The organism is Cryobacterium algoritolerans (assembly GCF_004402785.1).
Taxonomy (GTDB): Bacteria; Actinomycetota; Actinomycetes; order Actinomycetales; family Microbacteriaceae; genus Cryobacterium; species Cryobacterium algoritolerans.
In genome coordinates, this window is record NZ_SOFP01000070.1 from 1 (window position 1) to 20,128 (window position 20,128).

A 20,128-nucleotide genomic window follows, 5' to 3' on the forward strand; every position below is an offset into this window, starting at 1 on the left:
CGACGCCCGTCGGCGCGACGCCCGGCACCGGGCCGGACCCCCGGCCGGCGCACGCGGCGCCTGCGTTCCGGGCGCCGAACGGCGCCGATCCCGTGTTGGCCGCGCAGGGCCTGGACCTCGCCGTCGACGCGTCGGAGGGCGCGTACCCGTCCGGTCTGACATCCATCGCCGGGGCGGCCTGGTTGCTCCACCTGCTCACCGCGGAACCGCGCTACCTGGCCGCGGCCGAATCCGCGATGGCGTTGCTGGGAGGGCAGATGCTGGCCCGTCCGCTCGCGTTCGGTGCGGCCCTGCGGCTGAGTGCGGCGTTGCTGGCCCCGGTCGAGCAACTCATCGTCGTCTCGCCGGACGTGAGCCCAGAAGCCGGGTCCGGCCAGCTCGCTTCGCCGCCCGCGGCCCTCGTCCGGCGGCCCGGCGGGCTGCTCGGCGCCGCGCGGCTGCGGGCGACCGGTCTCGTCGCCGCGGTCACCGAGGCCCAGGCGAAGGCCTTCGCCGACGCCGGCTTCGAGGTGTTCCGGGACCGCACGGCCCGCGCCGGCATGACCGCCGCCTACCTGTGCCGGGACTTCGTCTGCAGCCTGCCCGTGACCGACCCGGCTGCACTTCCGGCGGGGGCGCCGGGCGGGGCCGGATCGCCGCCAGGGACGACAGTGGGCGCATGACAATCCGGATCAAGCGCGTCTACGACGACCCGGCCGCCGCCGACGGCAGCCGGGTGCTGGTGGACCGGCTCTGGCCGCGGGGCGTCGCCAAGGAGCGCGCGGAGCTCGGCGAATGGATCAAGGCGAACACGCCGTGGCTGGCCCCGTGAGCCTCCCGGTCCGCGCGCAGCCGACCCCATAACACCGAGCCAACCGCACAGGTGTCCACCGCTCCAGCCGAGGAGCCGACCGAAAGGATTCAGGATGGTTCCCGGAATCAACATTTGGGCGGTGCTGCTCGCAACCGTCTCCAGCATGGTCGTCGGTTCGATCTGGTACTCCCGACGAGCCTTCGGCACGTACTGGATGAAAGCTGTCGGCCACGACGAGGAGAGCGTGCGCACCGGGTCGGCGGCGCCGCTCATTCTCACCGTCATCGTCAGCTTCATCACCGCGTGGGTGCTCGCCGGGGCAGCCGCGATCGCCCAGAACTTCTAGGGCGGCAGCCTCCTCGCCAACTCCCTGATGACCTCGGTCATCCTCTGGGCCGGCTTCACAGCGGCCCGGATGGCAACCCACGACGCCTTCGACCGTCGCCCCTGGGGACTCACCGTGCTGAACATCGTGCACGAGCTGGTCACCCTGCTGCTGATGGCCCTGATCATCGGGCTGTTCGGCATCAGCGCCCTCAAATTTCGTTCCGGTGGCGCCCGGCCACGGTCCTGAATCGGGGTCGTGGCCGCGCGCGTTTCCCGGCGTTCCCGCGACGTACACTGAGAGAAGCGCCATCGCGTTCCGCCGGCTGCTTCGCACTCGGTTTCAGGACAGGTGTGCAGTCGTGCGACAAACCGGACGCACTCTCCCCGCTGGTGAACCTGGCGGGCGAGTGTTCCCAATTCCAGAGGAGGACCATGGCTGGTTACAATCGCCCCACTGCCGACCGGCACGCCCCGACCGGGCACGGCACCGATTCTGACGCCACCGGCCTCTCCTCGGCTGAAATGCCGATCGATAACCTCGACGTCGCGGCCGTCAGGAGCCGGGCCAGGTCCGACACCGCCTCGATCCCGGTCCTCTCGCTGAGCAACGAGCCCGAGCTCGTGCTCCGCGCCGTCGATGCCCGCACCCGTCGCTTCGACCGCGAAGACCTCGTCGTACGCAAGGGCGAGATCGCTTTGGTCAACGGCCATTTCACCCCGCGCGAATCCATGGTCAAAGACCTGCTTGCCGTCGCCAGCGCCCTCGACCTGGCCGGAATCGACTTCCTGCTCGTGCGCGGTGACCATGACCGCCCGACCATCGCCGTCGACCGCAAGCGCCGCAAGCAGCTCACCCGCATCCTCGCCGCCGCCTTCGCGAACGAGCCCTTCTATGCGAAGCCGCTCGACGGCGACCTGACCCAGCCACTCCTGCTCGCCGACGGCGCCCTGGCCACGTTGCGCAAGTCATCCGTCTTCCGGGTCTACCGTCCCCGGATCGAGCCGATCGGGCGGCTCCGTTACGGCGCAGAGACCGCGTTCCAGTTCGAGCTGTGGTACTTCGGTGAGGACGAGATCGTCGCGCCGGTCGAGAATTCACTCATGCGCACCCGGATGCCCCGCGGCGAGGCCCGCGAGACCACAATCGACCTCTTCGGGCGCAGCTGTCGCACCCTGCAGCACATGTTCGACGACCTGGCCAGCGACATCAGCTTCGACATTGACCTGGTCTTCTCCTGGGTCGACGGTTCGTCCAGCGACTTCCAGCGTGAACGGGCCAAGCGGATGCAGGCCTACGTCGTCGGCGAGGGTGACGACTCCGACGCCCGGTTCCGCCAGATCGACGAACTCAAGTACGCGCTCCGCAGCGTGTACATGTTCGCGCCCTGGGTGCGCCGCATCTTCATCGCCACGGATTCGCCCGCGCCCGAGTGGCTGGCCGAGCACCCACGCGTGACGATCATGCGCAGCGAGGACTTCTTCCCTGATACCAGCGCCCTGCCCACGCACAACTCGCACGCGGTCGAAAGCCAGCTGCACCACATCCCCGGGCTGGCCGAGCACTTCCTCTATTCCAATGACGACATGTTCTTCGGCCGTCCCGTCGGCCCGGAACTCTTCTTCTCACCTGGCGGCATCACCAAGTTCGTTGAAGCGTCCACCCGGATCGGTCTCGGCGACAACGACCCGACCCGAAGCGGGTTCGAGAACGCGGCCAGGGTCAACCGGGCGCTGCTGCGCGAACGGTTCGGCAAGGTCACCACCCGCCACCTCGAGCACACGGCCGCGCCGCTGCGTAAAAGCGTGCTGCAGGAGCTCGAGGCCGAGTTCCCCGAAGACTTCGCCCGCACCGCGGCCAGCCGGTTCCGCTCGGCGACCGACATTTCGGTCACGAACTCGCTGTACCACTACTACGCGCTGATGACCGGGCGCGCGGTGGAGCAGACCCAGGCGCGCTCGCTCTACATCGAGACCACGCTGAAGCTGGCGCTGCGCCAGATGAACAAGCTGCGCAAACGCCGCGACCAGGACATGTTCTGCCTCAACGACGGCAGCTTCCCCGAGATCTCCGACGAGGTGCGCCGCGCCGCTGTGACCGACTTCCTGGAACGCTACTTCCCGATCGTGGCGCCGTGGGAGCGGGAGAGCCAGTCGCACGACCGTCGCGGCACGTCCCTGAGCGGCACGTCCCTGAGCGGCACTTCCCTGAGCGGCACGTCCACGGGGGGCACGTCCTTGGTCAGCGCAGAACCCGGATCGGCATGGTCATCGGTGGCTCACGGAACGCTGGCAGAGTACCCGCGGGCATGATCTCGATGCTGGAGTCAGCCAGTCGTCTGCTGCTCTCCGTGGCGTCGATGTACTCCAGCACGGGGTAGCTGCCGAGCGGCACCACCGAGTGCAGCACGGTGTCCGCGTACACGTGGACGAGGTTGAAGGTGCGCGCGCCGTCCTGGCTGCGGGTACCGCCGACCGGAACATTGAGATCCTGGGTGTAGCAGGTGGCCGACGCGACCGACACGGGAATGCCGGCGAACATCGCCGTCGACGAATAGTGCAGGTGGCCGGCGAGGATGCTGCGCACGTCGGTGCCTCGGAGCACCCGGGCGAGGGCGGCCTGGCCGCGCAGCTCTACCGAGACGGCCAGGTCGAGAACGCTGGGGACGGGTGGGTGGTGCATCGCCAGGATGGTACCGTCGGGCGCGGGCACGCTGAGCTCACGGCCCAGCCAGGCCAGCTGGGCGTCGCTCAGGGCGCCGTGGTGGTGGCCGGGTACCGACGTGTCCAGGGTGATCACGCGCAAGCCGCCGATGAACTCGACGTGGTCGATCGGTGCCGTGGACGCCGGCTCGCCGAGCAGGGTTGTGCGGAACGCCGACCGCTGGTCGTGGTTACCCATCACCCAGATCACTCGGGATCCGAGCCTGGCTGCGGCCGGCTCGACGATAGAGCGCAACGTGCGGTAGGCATCGGGCTCACCCTTGTCCGCCAGGTCGCCGGTGATGATGATGGCCTCCGGCCGCCCGGTCGAGGCCTCGACTTCGGCGAAGAGCCCAGCGAGATGCGCGGCGCTGTCGACCCGGTCGTACAGGCGTTCGCCGTGCGCGAGCAGGTGGGTGTCACTGAGATGAAGCAGGAAATGGTCCGGCCTGGGGTATTGGGCCGTGCGAATGTTCACGGAGTTTCCATTCGTTGGGACTAGGAGCACTCTTCGGTGAGTGCGCTGACTCTACTCCTTGTATTCGATCAGTAGTTCTTGAACATACGGTGTACGCCACGCGAACGGCAGGGAAGAGGCCCGAAGGAAAACCCCTGAGCCCAACAGTTTTCTGCGTTGAGGAGACGGCAGAGGTCGGGGCGTCGTTCGCGCTGAGCAAGGCTCATTCCCGGGCGTGTCGGCTCTCTCGGTGGAGGAGCGGCTCAGGGGCGGGTGAGGCCGGAAGAGGACCCTGGCAGGTTCGGCCTATCGATCTCGTCCTGCTCTAACGGCTCGATCCGCTCGTTGGATGCGTCGGCGGCGCGTCGCCGAGTCAAGAGCCGTCGGCACGCTGTGCGCGAACGCGGTGCGGATGCCGGGGCCCGGGTGAGGAGGTTGTGCGGTTGGGCATGGGAAACTGGAATGTGCGCACCACCTCGACGACAAGTCCCCTCCGCTATTTCGTGGGAGCTCTCTGCTCGATCGCAGTGTTCATTGCGATCTACCTGTTCTCCGTGCGCAGCCTCGCCGGCCAGACGATGGACCAGCTTGCGTTTGACGGAGCCGAGTTCGGTCGGCGCAGCGTGACCCCGTTCACCCAGCAGGTGCTCGACGCCCTGCCGGTGGTCTCGGTGGTGGCCGGCATGGTGGTGGCCGGCATCCTCACCGCGGTCCGACGCAATATGCGCACGCTGATCATCGCCGTCGGCGCGGCACTGGGCGCCGTGCTCACCACGCAGCTGCTCAAGGGCTGGCTACTCACCCGACCCGACCTCGGGGTTGACGGCTATGCCGGCAACTCGTTCCCCTCCGGGCATACAACGGTGGCCGCGGCATCCGCCCTCGCCGTCTTCCTCGTTTCCAGCCCGCGAACACGGTGGCTGAGCGCCCTCGCGGGAACCGCTTTCGCGGTCGTCGCGGGCGTGTCGACCCTCGCGAACGGCTGGCACCGGCCGAGCGACGTGATAGCAGCCCTGCTCGTCGTCGCACTGTGGGGGTGCGGCGGTGGAGTCGCCCTGACCGTGTGGCGCGGCGACGATGCGACGACCATGAAGGCTCCGCCGGCCGCCGGGGCCAGGATCCAGCTGAAGATCCTGGTGCCATTGCTCGTCGTTGCCGTCTCCGCGTTCCTGGTCACTTACTTCCGGGCGTTCGGATCGACGCCGGGGCCACTGATCGCGTACGTCGGCGGGGTGTCGGCGATCATCGCGGCCGGTTTCACCGTGGCGCTCACGGCAACCCGGCTGTTCTCCCGCCTTCCCTGACCCGCGGGGTGCGCCGGGGCCGGCCTCCCCGGGGTGTCACGGCGTGTGGGGGGTGTGCCCGTGCGGGACTGCGTGTAACACTGGGGGCTATGTCCGTCACTCTCAGAGCGCTGCAGACCGTGGTTCCGCCGACAATCCTCGTGCAGGAGCAGGTGCGCGACGTGTTCGCCGCCCAGCCGGGACTGAGCAGACTGGCCCAGCGCCTGGTGACTGCATCCTTCAACCTGTCGGGAATCGACCGCCGGCACACCGTGATCGACGAGCTCACCCTCGACTCGGACACCACAGACCCGCAGTTCTTCGACGCGGCCACGCAGCGCCTGCTGATGCCGGGTACCAGGGTGCGCAACGAGCTCTACATCGTCGAGGCGACCAAACTGTTCGTCGAGGCCGGGCGCCGGGCGCTGGCAGCCTGCCCGGACATCGACGCCGCCGACGTCACACACGTCGTCACCGTGTCGTGCACCGGCTTCTACGCCCCGGGGCCCGACTACATGCTCGTGCGCGAGCTGGGACTCAGCCCGGCCACCCAGCGCTATCACCTCGGGTTCATGGGCTGCTACGCGTCGATGCCGGCGTTGCGCACGGCGAAGCAGTTCGTCGAGGCCGATCCGAACGCGGTCGTACTGGTCGTCAGCGCCGAGCTGTGCTCGCTGCACCTGCGCACCTCTGACGACCCGGACACGATCGTAGCGTCCTCGCTGTTCTCCGACGGAGCGGCGGCCGGGATCGTCAGCTCCCGGACTCCCCTGCCGGGGGAGCTGGCCCTGGACCTCGACCTGTTCGAGACCGTGATCACCCCGGTCGGCGAGGGCGACATGGCGTGGAAGATCGGCGACGAGGGCTTCGAAATGGTGCTGAGCACCTATGTTCCGCACATCATCGACGAGCACATCGAAGCGGCCCTCGCGCCGCTCTTCGCCAGGGACCTCTCACTCGTGGCTGCGCTGGCGCCGCCCGCAGCGGAGCCGGAACGTGAGCTCGTGGGGGCAGCCGTCGGCGGGTTGGGGACGGCGCCCGCGGAGTCGCCGGTCAGCGTGCCGACCGGGACGCCGGCGGGGGTCGCCGCTGCGACACTGAGCTCGGCGATCGCACACTGGGCCATCCACCCGGGCGGGCGCAGCATCCTGGACAAGACCGAAGCGAAGCTGGGGTTGAGCGAGGCGCAGCTCGTGCCATCGCGGCAGACCCTTCGCCAGTACGGAAACATGAGCAGCGCCACGATCCTGTTCGTCCTCAAGGCCATCCTCGACGCCCCGGCCACCGCCGACGGCGAACGGGTCTGTGCCATGGCGTTCGGGCCCGGTCTCACCGTTGAGTCCGGGCTGATGACCGTCAGCGCCGGCTAGGCGGTCGTGGGCATCCCGTCGCTGCGGCTTCGCGCGAACGAGGCCGTCGAGCTGATGGACGATCCGGACTGCGACCCGGAGCGGCTCGACCGCACCTACGCGAACTTCCGGTTCGTCAACGCGGTCGTGTCGGGCTGGCGCGGGGTCTACCGGCGTGAGATCCGCCCGGAGCTGTCGCGCACGAGGGAGGTCACCCTGCTTGACATCGGTTCGGGCGGGGGCGACATGCCCAGGGCGCTCGCCCGCTGGGCGGCCCGCGACGGGCTTCGCCTCACCGTGACCGCGATCGACCCTGATAGCCGGGCGCACGCCTACGCCACCGGCCTGCCGCCGCTGCCGGGGCTCACGTTCCGGCGGGCGCTGAGCTCCGACTTGGTGGACGAGGGTGCGCGCTTCGACTTCGTCGTCTCCAACCACGTGCTGCACCATCTGTCTGCCGCGCAGCTCGGCGGCCTGCTCGTCGACTCTGAACGGCTCGCCGCCGGCCGGGTTCTGCACGGCGACATCGAACGCGGCCGCCTGGCCTACCTCGGCTTCGGCCTGGGCACCTGGCCGTTCTTCCGCCGGTCGTTCATCCGCGACGACGGGCTCACCTCGATCCGGCGCAGTTTCACCGCGGCCGAGCTGCGCGCGGTCGTCCCGCCCGGCTGGCGGGTGACCAGGGAACGGCCGTCGCGCCTCGTGCTGCGCTGGGCGCCGGGCGCCGGAGCCGCGGATGCGTGACGTCATCGTAGTCGGCGGGGGACCGGTCGGTATTCTGCTGGCCGGGCTGCTCGCCGTGCGCGGCCTCGACGTCGAGGTGCTCGAGCAGCGGACCGAGCCGTCGATGCGGTCCAGGGCCATCGGCATCCACCCGCCGTCGCTTCGGGCGCTGCGGCAGCTCGGCGTCGCGGACGCGATCATCGAGGGCGCCGTTCGCATCAGCGGCGGAGAGGTGCGCTCCGAGGGGCGCCGCCTGGGCCGGCTGAGATTCGCCAAGACCGCTGACCGCTACCAGCGCGTCATCTCGCTGCCCCAGCACGTGACAGAGGCGGTGCTGCGGGCCCGGTTCACGGAGCTTCGGCCCGGTGGGTTCCGCGGCGGAGTGACCGTGACCGGGGTGCGCGACCGCGGCGACCGGGTCGAGCTCGTCACCGGTGCCGATGAGGGCGAGATGCTCGAGGCCCGCTATGTCGTGGCGGCCGACGGCGCCCGCAGTCTGGTGCGCGACCTGCTCGGCATCCGCTGCGCCGCCCGCACCGGCGGCGAAACCTATCTGATGAGCGACTACGCCGACACCGGCGAGCACGGCGCGGAGGCGGTGCTGTTCTTCGAGCGGGGCGGGGTGGTCGAGTCGTTCCCGTTGCCCGGTGGTCGGCGCCGCTGGGTGGCGATGACCTCGTCCCTGATGCCGGACGCGACCAGCGGTGACCTGGCGACCCTCGTGCGCACCCGCACCGGGATCGACCTGCCCCCGACCGAGTCGGCTGCGAGCTCCTTCGCCGTGCAGCAGCGCCTGGCCCGCCGGCTGGTGGCAGGACGGGTCGTGCTGGTCGGCGACGCCGCCCACCAGATCAGTCCGATCGGCGGGCAGGGGATGAACCTCGGCTGGCTCGACGCATTACAGCTCGCGCCGGCGCTGGAACGGGCGATTCGGGAACCGGCTGCCGCGGCAGCCGTTCTCGCCGACTACGACCGTCGCCGCCGGCGCAGCGCCCGGATGGCCGCGCGGCAGGCCGGCTTCAACATGGCGATGGGCCGCCCGGCGGCGGGCCTGCGCCTGCGGGCCCGGAACGGTCTCGTGCGAGCGCTCGCCGTGCCGCCGGCGAGCGCGATCCTCGCCCGCGCTTTCACCATGCGCTGGCTCTAACCGGGTCCAGCCGGCCGACCGACGGAGGGTTACTCGGCGACGGATACCGACGCGGGCAGCGTGTTGTGGGTCACCGCGCCGGAGGCATCCGTTGTGAGCTCGAAGCTGTGGCCGCCGAAGACGAGACCGCGCACATCGAGCGCCCCGGCGATCGGCAGGGGGGAGACCCGGAGCTCGTCGGCCTGCGCGTCGGGTTCGAGGCCCAGGATCGTGCCAAGGACGGCGACAGCGGACGCGGCCGACCAGGCCTGCGGGCGGCAGGCCGCGGGGTACGGGATCGGGGTGGCGGTCTCCTCGGTCGAGTGGCCGGAGTGGAGTTCGGGCATCCGGTAGTCGAAGCCCTCCGCGGTGCGCAGCAGCCCCTCGATCAGGGTTGCTGCCTCCGCACTGAAACCGGCCCGGCCGAGGCCGGCGATCGCGATCGCGGTGTCATGGGTCCAGACTGAGCCGCCGTGGTAGCTCAACGGCCAGTAGCCGGTGGAATCGGTCGACATCGTGCGGAGGCCGTAGCCGGAACTCAGCTCGGGGGAGACCAGGCGCTGCGCGACCAGGCGCGAGCCTTCCTCGTCGAGGATGCCGGTGCCGAGCAGGTGGCCGATGTTGCTGGTCACCGTGTCGACCTTCCGCTTGTGCGCGTCGAGGGCGACCGCAGGGTAGGCGCCGTCGGGCGACTCGATCCAGAACGCCTCGTTGAAACGGGTCTTCAACGCGGCCGCCCAGTCGCGCCAGTCCGCGCCGCCGGAGCGGCCGAAGTGGTCGAGCAGCGCGGCGCCGCCGAGGGCAGCCTCGTAGGCGTAGGCCTGCACCTCGCAGAGCGCGATCGGCCCTTCGGACAGGCGACCGTCGCGCCATTGGATTGAATCGCCGGAGTCCTTCCAGCCCTGGTTGGCCAGGCCGTGCCCGGTCGAGTCGACGTATTCGAGGAAGCCGTCGCCGTCGCTGTCGCCATAGGAGCGCATCCAGACCAGGGCGGTTTCGAGGTTGGGAAGCAGAGCCTCGACCTCGGCGTCGGGCATTCCCCACTTCCAGGCATCGTGCAGCAGGTTGATCCACAGCGCGGTCGCGTCGACGGTGCCGTAGTAGAGCGGCGGTAGGGAGGTGTCCTCACCGGGCATATCGAGGGTTCCCGGGCGCAGCTCGTGCATGATCTTGCCGGGCTGTTCGGCGGTCGCGTCGACCGTCTCGGTGCCCTGCAGGGCGGCGAGCACGCGCAGGGTCGATCCGGCGATGCCGGTGCCGAGCGGCAGCAGCATCCGGGCGGCCCAGATCGAGTCCCGGCCGAAGAGGGTGAAGAACCACGGCGCCCCGGCAGCGAGGAACACGTCGTCCGGCTGGTCGCGGGTGACCATCCGCAGCCCGGCGAGGTCCTTGAGGGCGGTGTCGACCCAGGCGCCGAGCCGGGAGTCGTCGGCTCTGGCCGTGACGCCGGCCCAGTCGGATGTCCCGCTCGCGCCGCGAACGACGGCCGACGGGTCGACGATGGCCAGTTCCCAGCTCACGCTGACGCTGCCGTGGGCGGGGATCGTGACCCTCCAGCTCGCGATGGTCAGCCCGTCGGTGTCGACGACGAGGTCGGCGTCGGCGGAGGTGAACGAGGCCGTGATCGCGCCGGAGGAGTAGTGCACCCCGGCATCGTCGAGCACGGAAGCGAACGCGACGTCGGGTGTGTGCACGCCACCCTTGACGTCGTGGATGATGTCGAACGACGGCGCGAGCTCGATTGTCACGGTCGTTTCGATCGGGTCGGTGATGGCGCTGGTGAGCTCGATCGTCTCGGTCACCCGGCCGTCCCGCACCTGGCGTACCCGGTTGAGGAGCACCCGGGGGTCTGCGCCGCGGCCGTCGAGGTGGCGCAGCAGGGAGACGAAGCGGAGCGTGGCGGCATCCGTCACGCTGTGCGAGATGTTCTCGGGGACCTGGCCGCCCACGAGCAGCGTAAGGGCGCCCACGATGCGGGTGTCGGAGTGGTAGATGCCGTGCAGGGGACGGCTGCCCATCGATCCGTCGGGGGAGGACCAGACCTGGGTGGGCGCGGACAGCGCCACCAACTCGTGATGGAGCAGTGGCTGGTGGGGGTGCTGGGGTGTCTCGGACATGGTTGGGTTCACGACTCCTCGTTGATTCGGTGAGCCCTATAGCGCTGTATTTCGAGGCCCGATGTGCGATTGATTGTTGACAGATTCGCGTATTCAGGTAACGTAGCACTCAGGATTTGAACGATCAAATTTTTGAACGATCAAATCTCCACAGACCGCAAGGAGGCACCGTGGACCGGTTACCGACGATCGAAGATGTCGCTCGCGCCGCCCAGGTGTCCAGGCAGACCGTGTCCAACGTGTTGAACACCCCGGCGATCGTCAAGCCGGAGACCCGCAAGCGAGTCGAGGTGGCCATTCGCAAGTTGGCCTACCGGCCGCACGCCTCGGCTCGCCGGCTGCGGATGCGCAAATCCTCCACGATCGCCATCCGGCTCGACCCGATGACCAACGGTATCTCCGGCGCGTTGCTCGACCGTTTCCTGCACGCCCTGACCGAGCAGGCGGATGCCCGCGGCATCCGGATCCTGCTCTTCACCGCCGCCGACCCGGCCGCCGAAATCGAGCAGATCCGCAAGCTGCGTGCCGGCGCCGACGTGGACGCCTTCGTTCTCACCGCCACCTTCCACGGTGACCCGCGTACCGAGTGGCTGGTGGAGCACGACGTTCCCTTCGTCACCTTCGGCCGGCCGTGGGGCGTGAACGACATGAACAACCCGAAACACCTCTGGGTGGACGTGGACGGATTCGCGGGGATGCGCGAGGCGACCCTCCACCTGATCGACGCAGGCTCCTCCCGGATCGGCTTCGTCGGCTGGCCGAGTCTCTCCGGCACCGGCGACGATCGTCGCCGCGGTTGGCAGGCCGCGGTCGAGGAGCGACTGTTCCCGGGCGACGGCGACCTCGCCGCCCTCAATCTGAGCGTGGAGGACCTCCTCGAAGACGCCAGGGATGCTGTGGTCGCGCTCCTCGAGAGTGACGAGCGGATCGACGGCCTGGTCTGCGCGAGCGACACGCTGGCCCTCGGCGCCATGATCGCCGCGGCATCCGTTGGCCGGAGCGACCTACCGATCATCGGCTTCGACAACTCCCCCGTCGGCCAGGCGATCGGCCTCTCCAGCGTCGACCAGGCCCTCGACGAGGTCGCCCGTGGCGCCCTCGAACTGCTGCTCGGCGAGACCGGGGGAGACCTCGTGCGCCGCGATGCCGCCGCCGCCGGGGACACCCGTCACCGGCTCATCACACCTCACCTCGTCATCCGGCAACCGTTGAGGCTGCTTGCCCCTGACGCGGTATCGATCCCCACCGCAACCAAGAATGCGGTCGGTAATCACAGGAATGGAAAGGAATCACAATGAAACTACGACGAGGAGCACGCTGGGGTGCTGTTCTGGTGGCCGGCGGACTGTTGGCCAGCCTGGCCGCCTGTTCGTCCGGTGGCAGTGACACTGCCGGCGGCGACGTTTCCGGGCAGAAGCTCACCGTGCTGATCGGCTCGAGCGGCGACGCCGAGACGAAGGCCGTGACCGACGCGGCCAAGAGCTGGGGCACCGCCAACAAGGCGACCGCCAAGGTCGTCGCCGCCAACGACCTCACCCAGCAGCTGGGCCAGGGCTTCGCCGGCGGTAACCCGCCAGACCTGTTCTACATGGGCTGGGACCAGTTCCAGACCTACGCGAGCAAGCAGTACCTGGAGCCGTACGCCGACAAGGCCGGGAACAAGGACGCCTTCTACCCGTCGCTGACGAGCGCGTTCAGCTACAAGGACAAGTTCTACTGCCAGCCCAAGGACTTCTCCACCCTCGGACTGATCATCAACACCGAGAAGTGGGGCGCCGCCGGGCTCACCGACGCGGACCTCCCCACCGACTGGGCCGGCCTCGAGACTGTCGCCAAGAAGCTCACCACTGCCGACACTGCCGGGCTGTCCTTCGGAGCCGAATACGCCAGGATCGGCACATTCATGAACCAAGCCGGCGGATCGATGCTCTCCAAGGACGGCAAGAAGGTCACGGCCGACTCGGCCGAGAACCTCGCCGGACTCACCGAGGTGAAGAAGCTCCTCTCCGACGGCGTGCTCAAGTTCCCGGCAGACCTCGACTCCGGCTGGAGCGGCGAGGCGCTCGGCAAGGGCAAGGCGGCGATGGTCATCGAGGGTCCCTGGATCAGCGGGCTCAAGACGGACTACCTCAACCTGAAGTACAAGGCCGTTGAACTTCCCGCCGGCCCCGGTGGACAGTCGACCTTCACCTTCAGCAACTGCTGGGGTATCCCGGCCCAGTCCAAGACGACAGCCGCCGCCGAAAGCCTGGTGAAGTTCCTCACCAGTGACGAGCAGCAGCTGAAGTTCTCCGACGCCTTCGGGGTCATCCCGTCCACCGAGTCGGCCGCCAAGGTCTACTCCACGACGTACCCGCAGAATGAGTCCTTCGTCAAGAGCAACGACTACGCGGTCAGCCCGGTCGCGTTCGCCGGCGCATCGACCGTGATCGGCGACTTCAACTCCCAGTTGCAGGGTCTGAGCACGGCCGATCCCAAGGCGATCCTCGGCACCCTGCAGACGAACCTGCAGGCCGCCCTCGACGCCGCGAACAAGTAGGCAGGTCATCTCGTGAGTACGATTCGGGGCAGCATCAATCCATCAACGGATGCCGGCACGGCATCCGGTGGGGCAGGGGCTGCCCCGAATCGTCGCCGCGGTAAATCTCGGCCCAGCCTGCATCGCGGCGAAGCGAAGTACGGCTGGCTGTTCATCTCGCCGCCGATCATCATCATCGGGATCTTCCTCGTCGTGCCGGTGCTCCTCGCCGTCTGGGTGAGCGTCAGCGACTGGAGCGGGCTCGGCTCACCGTTGAACCCGCAGGTCAGTTTCGTCGGCTCGAAGAACTTCGAGGCGGTGCTCTCCGACCCGGGACTCGCCCAGAAGGACTTCGGCACGTCCATCCGCAATAACCTCTACTACGTGGTGCTCGTCGTCCCGCTGCAGACCGCGCTCGCCCTCTTCCTCGCGGTGCAGGTGAACCGGCGCATCCTCAGGGGCCGCGGCTTCTTCCGCACCGCCTTCTACTTCCCCTCGGTGACGAGCTCGATCGCGATCACCGCGATTTGGCTGTTCCTCTTCGGCGCGACCGGCGCCGTCAACAAGATCCTCGGGTTCTTCGGGGCGAGCGGCCCGGTCTGGTTCGCCGATCCGCGCGGTGTGCTGCACATCATCCTCGCCTCCTTCGGGGTCTCCTCCGCACCGGGGGCGCTCACGGGCGGCGGGATGCTCGGGGTCAGCTGGTGGGACTGGCTGAGCGGGCCGAGCGTGGCCATGTGCGCGATCATCCTGCTGGCCGTGTTCACCACCTCGGGCACCTTCATGCTGCTCTTCATCGCGGCCATGCAGGCGATCGGCGCCGAGGTCGACGAGGCGGCCCTGATGGACGGCGCCGGCCCGTTCCGCAAGTTCTTCTCGGTCACCCTGCCGATGCTCAAGCCGACCCTGTTCACCGTGCTCACGCTCGGGCTGATCGGTACCTGGCAGGTCTTCGACCAGATTTACCTCACCGGAGGCGGCAAGCCCGGCAAGACCCTGCTGACGCCCGCGTACCTGGCCTACCAAACCTCGTTCAAAGACCTCAACTGGGGTCAGGGTGCCGCGATCTCGTTCATCCTCTTCGTGATCATCATCCTGCTCACCGCCTTGCAGCGGTATGTGCTGCGGGATCGGAAAGACAAGGGCAAGGTGAGCCGGGCGCTGGCGGGGGCGATCGCCGCCGATCGCGCCGTCGTCGTCGTGGCGACCACCGTGGCAGCCACTGCGGACCGGGGGTCCTCGACGTCCTCCTCCACGGGGAACACCTCCTCGAACCGGGCCGGAGAAGAGAAATGAACACCGTGACCACCCCGCAGGCCCCGGCAACCGTCGCCCCTGATCCGACGCCCGCCGCCACGCCGCGCAAGCGGTCGCTCGGCTGGCGGCTCCGCACCGGTGCGGGTCTCAGCTACCTCATGCTCGGCGCGCTCGCCCTCGTCTACATCTACCCGTTCCTGATCACGCTGTCCTCGGCGTTCAAGACCGACGACGAGGCCACCAACGACCCGCTCCGGCTGATCCCGCAGATCTGGTCGTTCGCCTCGTTCCAGCGGCTTTTCACGGATGTCCCGCTGCCGCTGTGGACCATGAACACGATCTTCGTGACCATCACGATCACCCTTGGACGGGTGTTCTTCGACTCCCTCGCCGGCTACGCGCTGAGCCGGCTGCGGTTCCGCGGCCGCGGACTCGTCTTCGCCTCCCTCGTGGCGGTGATGGCCGTCCCCGGGGTCGTGCTGCTGATCCCGCGTTTCCTCATCCTCAAGCAGTTCGGCATGTACGACAGCTACGCGGGCATGATCGTGCCCCTGCTCGTCGACGCGGCCGGGATCTTCATCATGAAGCAGTTCTTCGAATCGATCCCCAACGGGGTAGAGGAAGCGGCCCGCCTCGACGGTGCCGGCGTCTTCCGCACCTTCTGGACCATCGTGCTGCCGATGGCCAGGCCGGCCCTGGTGACACTGTTCATCCTGAGCTTCCAGGGCTCCTGGAACGAGTTCGGACACTTCATCGTGTCCAGGCAGAGCCCGGAGACGAACACCCTCACGACGGGTATCGCCTCGCTGTTCTCGGGCCAGCTCGGCTCGGGCAACGAGTTTCCGCTCAAGATGGCGGCCGCCGTGTTGATGACCATCCCGATCGCGATCATGTTCTTCGTCTTCCAGAAGCGGCTCACCAACACCACCGAAGGCTCCGAGAAGGGCTAACGCCGGCGCCGGCCGCTGCAGTGTGGCTAACTCAGGAAATTTGCGGCCGGTTTGCCGGGCCGCCGCGGAATTCCGGGGTGGTTTTCCGGCACGGCACCGAATCACCTGAGTCAGCCACGCGCCGGCGGCGGGAGCAGTTGTCGGCGCGTGAGGCCGGAGGGTCGGCGAGGCATCCGACGGATGCTCCGCTAGGGTGACGCCATGACTCGCCCCGACGCCCTCGGCCCTGACGTCGCCGGCCCTGACGCCCCTGGCCCTGACGCCCCTGGCCCTGACGCCCTCGGCCCTGACGTCGCCGGCCCTGACGTCGCCGACCGCCCTGACGCGCCGACCATGCGGCCGGCCTGGGACCTCACCGGGCGCACGGCGCTCGTGACCGGGGCCGGCAGCGCCACCGGGATAGGATTCGCCGCGGCCCGGATGCTCGGCGAACTCGGTGCCCGGGTGGTGCTCACCGCGACAACCGACCGGGTGCGCGAGCGCGCGGCGGAGCTCGCGGCACTGGGGATCACAGCATCCGGCATCGTCTGCACCCTCGACGACGAGATCGGCGCGCGGGTGCTCGCCGAGGCGCTCGCCGCCGCGGGCCTTGTCCCGACGATCCTTGTCAACAACGCCGGCATGGTCGCGGTCGACGACGCCGAAATGCTGCACGGCGACGTCACGACGAGTCCCACCGAGTGGGACCGCGGGCTCGCCATCAATCTCTCGACAGCGTTCCACGCCACCCGCACGGTGGTTGGCTTCATGCGCGCGGCGGGATGGGGCCGCATCGTGACGGTGTCGAGCGTGAGCGGACCGGTGATGGCGTCCCGGGGCGACGTGGCCTACGCCGCGGCCAAGGCCGGGCTCGTCGGGCTGACCAGGGCCCTCGCCGTTGACGAAGCCGCTCGCGGCATCACCGCCAACGCCGTCGCCCCCGGCTGGATTGAGACGGGTTCCCAGCTCGAGAGCGAGGCGATCGAAGGCGGACTCGTCCCGGCCGGGCGGAGCGGAACGGCCGTGGAGGTGGCGTCCGTGATCAGCTGGCTCGCCTCGCCGGGCGCCTCCTACGTGACCGGCCAGACGATCGTCGTCGACGGCGGCAACAGCATCGCCGAGGAGCGCCGCCAGGCCGGCGGAGCGTGCCGGCCGGGAAGGGGCTGAGCCCGGGGTGGCTCCGGGTGCAGTTGAATAGTTCAGTGACTTCTGCACTCGTTGACCAGCTTCGAGCCGACCTCGGCGCCGCCCATTACTCCGTTTCGGCGCTGACCGGCCTGTGGGGGAGCGAAGCGGATGCCGCTCTCCGCCGAAACCAGCGGGTTCCGGCCCTGCGGGCGCTTACGGCTCTCCGCACCAAGATCGGGCGGGCCGAACCGTCTGCGACCCTGGCCTGGCTCTTCGTGCTCGGCCTGCCGGTTACGCACGCCGATCTCGCGGCAGCCCTGCCCTCGCTCAGTGTCGCGGGTGCGGTAGCCCTCGGGCTGGTAGCCGGCGGCAATGCGGCCGCGGCGCCCGGCGCGACCGAGAAGCCAGGCTCGGCCGACGCCGACTCGCCGCTGCGGCCGCTGCTCGAACTGCGACCGTACAGCTTCGTCGACGAGCATGGTGCCGGCAGCTGGTGGATCGCCTCCGATCTCGGCGAGCTCGCGCTCGGCCGACCGCTCGGCGAGACGCACGTGCTCGGCGTCGGCGGGGCATCCCTCACCCTGAGCGGGCTGCTGATCCCGACCCGCGTCCAGACCGCGCTCGACCTCGGCACGGGCTGCGGAATTCAGGCCATGCATGCCGCCCGCCATTCCGACCACGTCGTCGCAACCGATATCTCGGTGCGCGCCCTGGAACTGGCCGCGCTCAACGCGCAGCTGAACGGCATCGGAAACATTGAATTCCGGCTCGGCAGCCTGTTCGAACCGGTCGCAGGGGAGCGCTTCGACCACATCATCTCCAACCCGCCGTTCGTGATCACCCCGCGCACCGAGGGTGTTCCGAGTTATGAGTACCGCGACGGCGGCCTGGTCGGCGATGCCCTCGTCGAGGCGGTCGTGCGCGGCGCGGCCGGGCACCTCAGGCCCGGCGGCGTCGCCCAGCTGCTCGGCAACTGGGAATACCGGACCGACCAGGATGCCTTCGACCGCCTCGACCTCTGGCTCGACGCCCCGAAGGCGGAGCCCGGCGCCGGGCCGCATCCCAGGCCCGTCCTCGACGCCTGGATCATCGAACGCGAGGTGCAGTCTCCCGCGCTCTACGCCGAGACCTGGATCCGCGACGGCGGCACGCGGCCGGGCACCGCCGACTTCGACCGACTCTACGGCGCCTGGCTGGACGACTTCGAGGCGCGCGGCGTCAGTCGGGTCGGCTTCGGCTACATGCTTCTGCGCAGTCCCGCCGCCGACGGCACCGCCCTCCGACGGCTCGAGCGGCTCCCCGGCGCGCTCGGCCACAATCCGGCCGGCATCGGCAGTCACCTGGCAGGTTGCCTGGCCGCGCACGACCGGCAGACGGCGGCGGATGACGGCCTCCTCTCCCGGATGCGGCTCACCGTGGCATCCGATGTCACCGAGGAGCGGCACTACTGGCCCGGCCAGGAGGATCCGACGCTGATGACCCTGCACCAGGGCGGCGGATTCGGCCGCTCCGTGCCGCTGGACACGGCGCTCGCCGCCCTCGTCGGCGCCTGTGACGGCGACCTCGACGTCGGCTCGATCGTGTCCGCGCTCGCGCAGCTGCTCGACGCCGATGAGGGCGAACTCGCCACCGAACTCCTGCCCGGCGTGCGCGGCCTGATCGACGACGGCTTCCTGCTTCCGCCCGCTTGAACCGCCCGCCGGACGCCCACCCGAGCCGGGCGCGCGGGCTCGGCTCCGCCCACACGGATGCCGCGGCGACGTCCGGTCGGCGCATCGGCAGGAGGCTGCGGTAGTTTGGGAGCAACCACACCGGCAGGATCGGAGAGGAGAGCGTCCGTGTCATCCCTGGCATTGTCACCGCAATGAAACGTCGAACCTTCCTGATCGGCTCGGTCTCCGGGCTGTCCGTGCTCACGCTCACCGCCTGCGTCCCGCCCCGCCCCACGCCGTCGAACTCCGTCACGCCGAAGCCCTCACCGACCGCCTCGCTCGTGCCGAAGCCGGCGATGATGCGACGCACCTCCTGGTCGACCGACCCGTTCGCCCGCGGCTCCTTCAGCTTCCCCGCCGTCGGGGCAACCCCCGAGCAGCGGGACTCACTCAGCCAGCCGGTGCAGGACCGCCTCTTCTTCGCCGGGGAGGCCACCTCGCCCGACTTCCCCGGCACCGTCCAGGGTGCCCGTGAATCCGGTCTGCGCGCCGCCCGTGAGGTGGTCGCCGCGGCAACGGCCGGTGAGCGGATCGCCGTGATCGGCGCCGGCATCGCCGGACTGTCCGCGGCGCGCATGCTGCAGGACGCCGGCTTCGACCTGGTCGTGGTCGAGGCCCGTGACCGGATCGGTGGCCGGATCAACACGGTCAGCGACAAGAAATGGCCGTTCCCGATCGAGCTCGGGCCCTCCTTCGTGCGCCACAGCGGGCAGACCTCCCTCGACGAGGAACTGATCCGCCTCGGCGTCGCCACGGCGCCGTTCGGGCGCACCGTGGAGACCCGCAACCCCGCCGGCCTGGTCGTCCCCGTTCCCGACACCGGGCCCAAGGCCGTTGCGGCCGCCCTCGCCTGGGCGGTTGAACAGCCCGCCGACGTGTCCATCGCGAAGGCCCTCGCCGATTCGGGCGCGTCGAAGCTGTCGACCACGGATGCCGACACCGGCATCTCCGACACCGACTGGCTCGACCACGAGATCGCCGCCGTCCTCGACCTGAATGGCGGCGCATCCGTCGACCTGCAGTCCGCCTGGTACACCACGACCGATCCGGGCGCCGACGACGACCGAATCGTTCTCGGCGGATTCTCGAACCTGGTGAAGGATGCCGCCGACGGCATCGACCTGCTCGACTCCAGCGTGGTCACCCGCCTGGCCTACTCGGACCAGGGCGTCAGCCTGCGCCTGGGCAACGGCGAATCACTCACCGCCGACCGGGTCATCGTCACGATTCCACTCGGCGTACTGAAGACCAAGGTGATGGAGTTCGTCCCGCCCCTCCCGTTCGCCCACCGCGGCGCGATCGCCGCGCTCGGCGTCGGCACGCTGGACAAGGTCTGGCTGCAGTTCGACCAGCCGTTCTGGGACACCGAGGCGCCGCTGTGGACAACGGTCGGCGGCGACGGCGACTTCAAGGTCTGGATCAACATGGTGCCGCTTACCGGCGAGCCCGTGCTGATGGGGCTGGTGGCGGCGGAGAGCGCCCTTCGCCTCGCCGAGGTCGACGACGATGAGTTCCTCGCTGCCGCCCTGGGCAGCCTGGAGCCCTTCCTGGCGGCGGCGCCGACCCCGAAATAGCCGAAACCGACCCTGACCGGGCGGGCAAAAACAACCCCGCGCTATTCCAAGCGACGTGGTGTAATATTCGTGCAACGTCCAGTCGTTGAGAAAAGCTCCTCTTTGGAGGAGCGCTTTCATGCAGGTGCAGTCCAT

The 20,128-nt window shown here is 69.2% G+C and carries 15 protein-coding genes and 2 pseudogenes; 15 read left to right on the top strand and 2 right to left on the bottom strand.

All coding sequences use genetic code 11. The features are described 5' to 3' along the window. The 4 genes and pseudogenes from E3O19_RS17860 to E3O19_RS14040 form a co-directional block, all read left to right on the top strand. Nucleotides 1–662, top strand: a pseudogene (locus E3O19_RS17860) (hypothetical protein); the annotation flags it as partial. After that, complete coding sequence (locus E3O19_RS14030; RefSeq protein ID WP_134568577.1) at nt 659–811, top strand: DUF488 domain-containing protein; 153 nt, start codon at nt 659–661, stop codon at nt 809–811. The pseudogene E3O19_RS17860 and the gene E3O19_RS14030, both read left to right, overlap by 4 nt. A 94-nt stretch (nt 812–905) precedes the next feature. Continuing rightward, nucleotides 906–1,367, top strand: a pseudogene (locus E3O19_RS14035) (DUF1761 domain-containing protein). A 185-nt stretch (nt 1,368–1,552) separates the two neighbouring features. Next, nucleotides 1,553–3,430: a stealth family protein gene (locus E3O19_RS14040; RefSeq protein ID WP_241981381.1), complete on the top strand. Its 1,878-nt coding sequence runs from the start codon at nt 1,553–1,555 to the stop codon at nt 3,428–3,430. Here E3O19_RS14040 and E3O19_RS14045 read toward each other — a convergent pair. Continuing rightward, complete coding sequence (locus E3O19_RS14045; protein WP_198413922.1) at nt 3,360–4,298, bottom strand: phosphodiesterase; 939 nt, start codon at nt 4,296–4,298, stop codon at nt 3,360–3,362. The two genes, E3O19_RS14040 and E3O19_RS14045, sit on opposite strands and share 71 nt — an antisense overlap. A 428-nt stretch (nt 4,299–4,726) precedes the next feature. On the opposite strand from E3O19_RS14045, the gene E3O19_RS14050 reads away from it, so the two are divergent. The 4 genes from E3O19_RS14050 (at nt 4,727) to E3O19_RS14065 (ending at nt 8,779) form a co-directional block, all read left to right on the top strand. Continuing rightward, nucleotides 4,727–5,581, top strand: a complete 855-nt coding sequence (locus tag E3O19_RS14050; protein ID WP_134568579.1) for a phosphatase PAP2 family protein — start codon at nt 4,727–4,729, stop codon at nt 5,579–5,581. Between the two features lie 89 nt (nt 5,582–5,670). Continuing rightward, nucleotides 5,671–6,930 (top strand): type III polyketide synthase, encoded by a 1,260-nt coding sequence (locus E3O19_RS14055; RefSeq protein ID WP_241981382.1) that lies wholly within the window; start codon nt 5,671–5,673, stop codon nt 6,928–6,930. Between the two features lie 6 nt (nt 6,931–6,936). Then, the gene (locus E3O19_RS14060; protein ID WP_134568581.1) at nt 6,937–7,653 is read left to right on the top strand and encodes a class I SAM-dependent methyltransferase; all 717 of its coding nucleotides are present in this window, start codon (nt 6,937–6,939) and stop codon (nt 7,651–7,653) included. Beyond that, nucleotides 7,646–8,779 carry an FAD-dependent oxidoreductase gene (locus E3O19_RS14065; protein WP_134568583.1) on the top strand — a complete coding sequence of 378 codons (1,134 nt, stop codon included), beginning with the start codon at nt 7,646–7,648 and terminating at the stop codon, nt 8,777–8,779. The genes E3O19_RS14060 and E3O19_RS14065 overlap by 8 nt, the downstream gene beginning before the upstream one ends. Nucleotides 8,780–8,808: 29 nt before the next feature. On the opposite strand, the gene E3O19_RS14070 is transcribed toward E3O19_RS14065, so the two are convergent. After that, complete coding sequence (locus tag E3O19_RS14070; protein WP_134568585.1) at nt 8,809–10,875, bottom strand: glycogen debranching N-terminal domain-containing protein; 2,067 nt, start codon at nt 10,873–10,875, stop codon at nt 8,809–8,811. Nucleotides 10,876–11,045: 170 nt separating this feature from the next. Between E3O19_RS14070 and E3O19_RS14075 the strand changes: the two genes are divergently transcribed. The 7 genes from E3O19_RS14075 to E3O19_RS14105 all read left to right on the top strand — a co-directional run bounded on the left by E3O19_RS14075 (nt 11,046) and on the right by E3O19_RS14105 (nt 19,993). Then, a complete protein-coding gene (locus E3O19_RS14075) occupies nt 11,046–12,173 on the top strand; it encodes a LacI family DNA-binding transcriptional regulator (protein ID WP_134568587.1) in 1,128 nt (375 codons plus the stop codon). Then, nucleotides 12,170–13,414 (top strand): sugar ABC transporter substrate-binding protein, encoded by a 1,245-nt coding sequence (locus tag E3O19_RS14080; protein ID WP_134568589.1) that lies wholly within the window; start codon nt 12,170–12,172, stop codon nt 13,412–13,414. Before E3O19_RS14075 ends, E3O19_RS14080 begins: the two co-directional genes overlap by 4 nt. A gap of 117 nt (nt 13,415–13,531) precedes the next feature. Further along, nucleotides 13,532–14,689 (top strand): carbohydrate ABC transporter permease, encoded by a 1,158-nt coding sequence (locus tag E3O19_RS14085; RefSeq protein WP_241981385.1) that lies wholly within the window; start codon nt 13,532–13,534, stop codon nt 14,687–14,689. After that, nucleotides 14,686–15,600 carry a carbohydrate ABC transporter permease gene (locus E3O19_RS14090; protein ID WP_134568591.1) on the top strand — a complete coding sequence of 305 codons (915 nt, stop codon included), beginning with the start codon at nt 14,686–14,688 and terminating at the stop codon, nt 15,598–15,600. Before E3O19_RS14085 ends, E3O19_RS14090 begins: the two co-directional genes overlap by 4 nt. 201 nt (nt 15,601–15,801) lie before the next feature. Then, nucleotides 15,802–16,746 carry an SDR family oxidoreductase gene (locus E3O19_RS14095; RefSeq protein ID WP_241981383.1) on the top strand — a complete coding sequence of 315 codons (945 nt, stop codon included), beginning with the start codon at nt 15,802–15,804 and terminating at the stop codon, nt 16,744–16,746. A 35-nt stretch (nt 16,747–16,781) separates the two neighbouring features. Continuing rightward, nucleotides 16,782–18,398 carry a DUF7059 domain-containing protein gene (locus E3O19_RS14100; protein ID WP_241981384.1) on the top strand — a complete coding sequence of 539 codons (1,617 nt, stop codon included), beginning with the start codon at nt 16,782–16,784 and terminating at the stop codon, nt 18,396–18,398. Between the two features lie 173 nt (nt 18,399–18,571). Then, a complete protein-coding gene (locus tag E3O19_RS14105) occupies nt 18,572–19,993 on the top strand; it encodes a flavin monoamine oxidase family protein (protein ID WP_134568595.1) in 1,422 nt (473 codons plus the stop codon). Nucleotides 19,994–20,128: the final 135 nt, after the last annotated feature.

Bases quoted from the DNA above. Each gene is read 5' to 3' on its own strand.
- E3O19_RS14030 (WP_134568577.1), top strand. From the start codon at position 659: ATGACAATCCGGATCAAGCGCGTCTACGACGACCCGGCCGCCGCCGAC.
- E3O19_RS14040 (WP_241981381.1), top strand. From the start codon at position 1,553: ATGGCTGGTTACAATCGCCCCACTGCCGACCGGCACGCCCCGACCGGG.
- E3O19_RS14050 (WP_134568579.1), top strand. From the start codon at position 4,727: ATGGGAAACTGGAATGTGCGCACCACCTCGACGACAAGTCCCCTCCGC.
- E3O19_RS14055 (WP_241981382.1), top strand. From the start codon at position 5,671: ATGTCCGTCACTCTCAGAGCGCTGCAGACCGTGGTTCCGCCGACAATC.
- E3O19_RS14065 (WP_134568583.1), top strand. From the start codon at position 7,646: ATGCGTGACGTCATCGTAGTCGGCGGGGGACCGGTCGGTATTCTGCTG.
- E3O19_RS14070 (WP_134568585.1), bottom strand. From the start codon at position 10,875: ATGTCCGAGACACCCCAGCACCCCCACCAGCCACTGCTCCATCACGAG.
- E3O19_RS14080 (WP_134568589.1), top strand. From the start codon at position 12,170: ATGAAACTACGACGAGGAGCACGCTGGGGTGCTGTTCTGGTGGCCGGC.
- E3O19_RS14090 (WP_134568591.1), top strand. From the start codon at position 14,686: ATGAACACCGTGACCACCCCGCAGGCCCCGGCAACCGTCGCCCCTGAT.
- E3O19_RS14095 (WP_241981383.1), top strand. From the start codon at position 15,802: ATGACTCGCCCCGACGCCCTCGGCCCTGACGTCGCCGGCCCTGACGCC.
- E3O19_RS14105 (WP_134568595.1), top strand. From the start codon at position 18,572: ATGAAACGTCGAACCTTCCTGATCGGCTCGGTCTCCGGGCTGTCCGTG.